Origin of the sequence: uncultured Campylobacter sp. (assembly GCF_938040115.1) — a bacterium.
Taxonomy (GTDB): Bacteria; Campylobacterota; Campylobacteria; order Campylobacterales; family Campylobacteraceae; genus Campylobacter_A.
The window spans coordinates 1-4,859 of the sequence record NZ_CALHXD010000183.1; the positions used below are offsets into that span (position 1 = coordinate 1).

Consider the following 4,859-nt stretch of genomic DNA (forward strand, 5'->3'; position numbering starts at 1 on the left):
AAATTTTACTTTTTCTTATTTTCGCTTTTTTGTGCGTTTAATGCCTCAAATTTTTGCCTTAAAATTTTAAAAACTTCGTGCTTGGATAGCTCGTATTTATCGTATATCACGGCATCGTCGTCGCCGATAGGCTGCATGAGGCCATCAGCTGCGCCGCGGTCTAGTTTACCTCTTTTAAATCTCACGTTTAAAACGTCGATTTTGCGTTTGGCATCTACGATGCGAACGCCGATTTCTTCGATGTCTTTAAAGTAAAATTTGGCGTTCTTGCCGCCTTTTTGCACCAAAAATCCGTCGTCATCGATGCTCAAAAAGCTAACTTGAAATATCTTTTTCACGCAAAAAACGGCGCAGATCACGGCAACGACCATCGTAAAAACGCCGGTCCCGCCTATGCCGTAATAAAAATACCCCGCGCACCCCGCCGCAAACAGCGCAACTGCCAAAAATAGCGCGCTTACCGCCCCTTTTTTATTTTCTTTCGTCGTCATTTTTTCGCCTTAATTAAATTTTACGGCTCATTATATCTTAAGTTATCGATTTTTCGGCATTACGGAATAAAAAATAATAATAAAGTAGAAAATTCGGCGCAAGCAGATCTTTAAGCGCCGAATTTAAGGATTATTTTATTTTAGCTTCGAGTGAGATTTCTACATCCGGATAGCTTTTGCCGCCGTGAAAAGGCTTAGCCGAAGCCGCAAATTTAGCAAACGTTTCGTCTAGTTTTAGATCAGCCACCAAATCAAGCGCGATCTTGGCTTTTAGCTTGCCGCCTTCGACCGTATACTGCGTTTTGTAAGACTTTGAGTTTCCTTTTACGCTAACTTCGACTTCAGCTTCGCCCGCTTTTTCGTCGCCGCTTACGGATACAATTTTAGCCGTTATTGCGTTGCTGTCAAAGATCATACCGATGCGTTTGTCGCGATCGGGCAACTTTGTATCGATATTTTTAGGATCGATGTTAAACTCAAAGGTTTTTAGAAAATCGGCAAAATTTGCGTTTTCCGCGCTTTTAAAGCCAAGATCTTTAAACGTACCCTCGACGGCTGTTTTGTTAGCTAACTTATAACCAACGAATTTGACGCTAGGGTTGCCATCTACACTAAAAGCAAATGCCGAAGCAGCCAAAATAGATGTGACAAGCGCACCTGAAATAATTTTTTTCATACACTCTCCTTAAGATTAAGATTAATAACTAATATCATTAGAACGGGAATTATATAACCCCTATCTTCAAAGAATGCTTAAATTGGATATTTTTTATCCTTTTTTATTAGTAATACCGTTTTTGCAGTACTTATAAAACACATCTAAGAAATTTAAAGCGCAAAAAATACTATAATCGCCGCACTAATTTGCTCCAAATTTAAATTACTCTTTCCTAAAAAGAGATAAAAAACCGCCACTTCTACCGCACTATCCGAAGCCTACACGCTGAAAATATTTCCTTTTCGAGTACCGCGCGGCAACCTAAAATGTAGCCAAATTTAACCAAAGCGGGGTATAATGCTAATGAAATAGCGGCTTAAGGAGGCGAAATGGGTTTAAATTTGAGCAAATTTTACACGCTTTTTGCCTTTTTTATCCTGATTTTTGCAGGCTGTGCGGACGAGAAGGGGAGCGCGTTTTTTAACGGCTACGTCGAGGGAGATTATCTTTACGTGGCACCTAGCGTTAGCGGACGGATCGTAAATTTAAGCGTCAAAGAAGGGTCCGCCGTTCAAGAGGGCGAGTCACTTTTTGTGCTTGATAGCGCTGAAGCGTTAGCAAATTTAGACGCCGCAAAGGCTAACGTAGACGCGCTAGAGGCCGAGCTAGCCGACCTTAGCACTGGCAAGCGCCCAGAGGAGATCGAGCGGATAAATGCCGAGCTAAAACAAGCCAAGGCCGCGCTTTGGATCGCGGAGGCCAACCATGAACGCGCAAAGTCGCTGCTGGCCAAACATGCCGTTTCGCAAAAAGAATTTGACGCCGCAAAGGCGGAATTTGACCGCGCAAACGCCCTAGTTATCGAGCTAAACGCCGCGCTAAAAATCGCAAATTTGCCCGCTAGAAGCGAGCAGATAACAAGCCTAAAAGCAAAAATACAAGCAGCCAAAGCTAACGAGCGCGCCGCGCAGTGGAGACTAGAGCAAACCGCCGTCCTAGCGCCAAAATCCGGACTCGTCGAAGATATATTTTATAAAATGGGCGAGTTCGTCCAAAGCTCGCATCCAGTGCTATCTCTGCTACCTCCTAGCGAGGTCAAGATTAGGTTTTTCGTGCCCGCAGGCGCGCTGCCTAGCCTGCGCGAGGGGCAAAAAGCGCGCATTAGCTGCGAAGGGTGCACGGACTTTAGCGCTCGCATAGTAAAAATCGCGTCCGCTCCCGAGTACGCCCCGCCCGTCATCTACAACCAAACCTCGCAAAGCACGCTGGTCTATCTAGTCGAGGCCGTGCCCGAAAATAACGCGACCGCACTGCATCCGTCGCTACCGATAAAAGCGAGGCTAGAGCCGTGAACGCGCAAAATATCGCCGCTCAAATTCGGCGTTTAAATTTGGACGAAATTTCGCTCGGGCAAAATTTAAACGCACGCGGCGGTAAAATTTACGGCGCAAACAAAGCTCCGTCGCAGGCTGAAAGAAAATCAAATTTGAGCGGATCAAATTTAGCAAACGAGGTCAAAGCCAAATTTAGCCTTCATGAAAATTCGCGCGTAAAATTTAGCAGCTCAAATTTGCCGTCAAATTTTACAAACGCAGCAAATTTAACCGCAAACCAAAGCTCAAATTTGACTCCAAATTTGGGCCCAAAACAGCAGAGCGGCGACTACGCCATCGACGTTAGAGGCCTCACTAAAAAATTCGGCAAAAAGATCATCACGGACGGCGTCGACATCAGGGTCAAAAAGGGCAGCGTGTGCGGATTTTTAGGACCAAACGGTAGCGGCAAGACGACAACGATACGCATGCTTTGCGGCCTTTTAAAACCAGACGGCGGTAGCGGCAGCTGTCTGGGGTATGATTTCCGCAGCCAAAGCGAAGCCATACGCCTAAAAACGGGCTATATGACGCAGAAATTCGGCTGGTACGACGACCTTAGCGTGAGGGAAAATTTAGAATTTATCGCTAGACTTTTTGCGGTTAAAAACCAAAAAACGGCCGTAAGTCAAATCCTAGACCGCCTAGACCTCGCCCCGCGTCAAAACCACCTAGCGGGCAGTTTATCTGGCGGCTGGAAGCAGCGGCTAGCACTTGCAATGTGCCTCGTGCATAGCCCGGAGCTGCTTTTACTCGACGAGCCCACGGCGGGCGTAGATCCAAAGGCTAGACGCGAGTTTTGGGATATCATCCACGAACTAGCCCAGGACGGCATCACAGTGCTAGTCTCCACGCACTACATGGACGAGGCCGAGCGCTGCCACGAGCTCATATACATCGCCTACGGCAAGATCCTAGCCCGCGGCACGCAATCAGACATCATCGCCGGCTATAATCTAAACGTCTGGCAGCTAAGCGGAGATAGGGCGGGCGAAGCGGCGTCGCTGCTAGCCTCAAACGCCGCGCTTAGCGTTTCTGCGTTCGGTAACGGCTATCACGTAACCGCAAAGGACGAGGCTATGCTGCAAGAGGCAGTTAGAGGCCTTGCGATACCGCAAGGCGAGCTAAGCCTAATGCCGATAAAAGCGAGCCTGGAGGATGTTTTCATCCATCTGCTAGAGCTTTATAAAGACGAGCGGTTTTAGGAGTGACGATGAAATTTATCTCGTTTTCTAGAACCGCGGCGATGATTGTAAAAGAGTTTCGTCAAATTTTAAGAGACCGCGCGACGCTAGCGATGATCATCGCGATGCCGCTGATGCTGATGCTGCTTTTTGGTTACGCGATAAACAACAACCCGCGCCACCTGCCCTCAGCCGTAGTGATCGCTGATAGCGGCGGCAAGCTCACCCGCTCGCTAGTTAGCGCGATGAAAAATACGGAGTTTTTCGACGTCAAACACGTCGGCGCGGACGCGGACAGAGCTGAAGCCATGATGCAAAGCGGCGAGGCGCAGTTTATTATATATTTTCCGCCGAATTTAGAACGCGACCTTGTGCGAGGCCAAACGCCTAAAATTTTAATCGCCACCGACGCCACCGATCCCTCGGCAAACTCTGGTGCCGCGACTGCGCTGCAAATGGCATTTGAGCAGGCTCTAGCTAGAGATAAGCCCGGCTACGCGCAGCCTAGAGCGGAATTTGAGCTACGCGCACACTCTCGCTACAACCCGGAGCTACTCACGCGCTATCAGATCATCCCCGGGCTCATGGGTATCTTGCTCACGCTAACTACGATCCTGCTAACAAGCATATCGGTGACAAGGGAGTTTGAGCGCGGTACGATGGAAAATCTACTAGCCGCTCCGCTGCGCCCGGCCGAGGTTATGATAGGCAAAATTTTACCCTACCTGCTCATAGCCTATCTGCAAGTGGGCGCGCTTTTGCTGATGGCTAGACTGCTTTTCGGGTTGCCCGCTATCGGCGACTGGGCCGCGCTTTTTACGGCTTGCACTCTGCTAATGCTTGCAAATTTGGGTGTCGGCTTTACCTTTAGCACGCTAGCTCGCAGCCAGCTGCAGGCAATGCAGATGACTTATTTTTTCTTTTTGCCTTCGATGTTGCTATCTGGATTTATGTTTCCTTTTTACGGGATGCCCGCGTGGGCGCGGTTTATAGGCGAGTGCTTTCCGCTGACGCATTTTTTGCGTATCATTAGAGGCGTATGGCTAAAAAGCGCCCAGCTTAGCGATTTTTACTACGACCTAGCCGCGATTTTGGCGTTTTTATGCGTTAGTACGGCCATATCGCTCGCTAGGTATAAAAGGACGCTAGATTA

General features: G+C 48.2%; 5 protein-coding genes. 3 read left to right on the forward strand and 2 right to left on the reverse strand.

The features are described 5' to 3' along the window. Window positions 1-5: 5 nt before the first annotated feature. Together Q0314_RS06415 and Q0314_RS06420 are read right to left on the reverse strand one after the other, a co-directional pair. Window positions 6-491: a molybdate transport repressor gene (locus Q0314_RS06415; protein WP_298057619.1), complete on the reverse strand. Its 486-nt coding sequence runs from the start codon at window positions 489-491 to the stop codon at window positions 6-8. Window positions 492-621: 130 nt separating this feature from the next. Beyond that, window positions 622-1,167, reverse strand: coding sequence for a YceI family protein (locus tag Q0314_RS06420; protein ID WP_298057620.1), 546 nt, complete (start codon window positions 1,165-1,167; stop codon window positions 622-624). Between the two features lie 371 nt (window positions 1,168-1,538). Between Q0314_RS06420 and Q0314_RS06425 the strand changes: the two genes are divergently transcribed. The 3 genes from Q0314_RS06425 to Q0314_RS06435 form a co-directional block, all read left to right on the forward strand. Continuing rightward, entirely contained in the window at window positions 1,539-2,501 is a 963-nt protein-coding gene (locus Q0314_RS06425; RefSeq protein WP_298057622.1) for an HlyD family secretion protein, read from the forward strand. After that, on the forward strand, window positions 2,498-3,727 hold the full coding sequence (locus Q0314_RS06430) for an ABC transporter ATP-binding protein (RefSeq protein ID WP_298057623.1): 1,230 nt from the start codon (window positions 2,498-2,500) through the stop codon (window positions 3,725-3,727). The genes Q0314_RS06425 and Q0314_RS06430 overlap by 4 nt, the downstream gene beginning before the upstream one ends. An 8-nt stretch (window positions 3,728-3,735) precedes the next feature. Further along, the coding region (locus Q0314_RS06435; protein ID WP_298057625.1) for an ABC transporter permease at window positions 3,736-4,859 on the forward strand (1,124 nt) is incomplete at its 3' end.

Coding starts and splice junctions, on each gene's coding strand:
- Q0314_RS06415 (WP_298057619.1), bottom strand. CDS start 491: ATGACGACGAAAGAAAATAAAAAAGGGGCGGTAAGCGCGCTATTTTTG.
- Q0314_RS06420 (WP_298057620.1), bottom strand. CDS start 1,167: ATGAAAAAAATTATTTCAGGTGCGCTTGTCACATCTATTTTGGCTGCT.
- Q0314_RS06425 (WP_298057622.1), top strand. CDS start 1,539: ATGGGTTTAAATTTGAGCAAATTTTACACGCTTTTTGCCTTTTTTATC.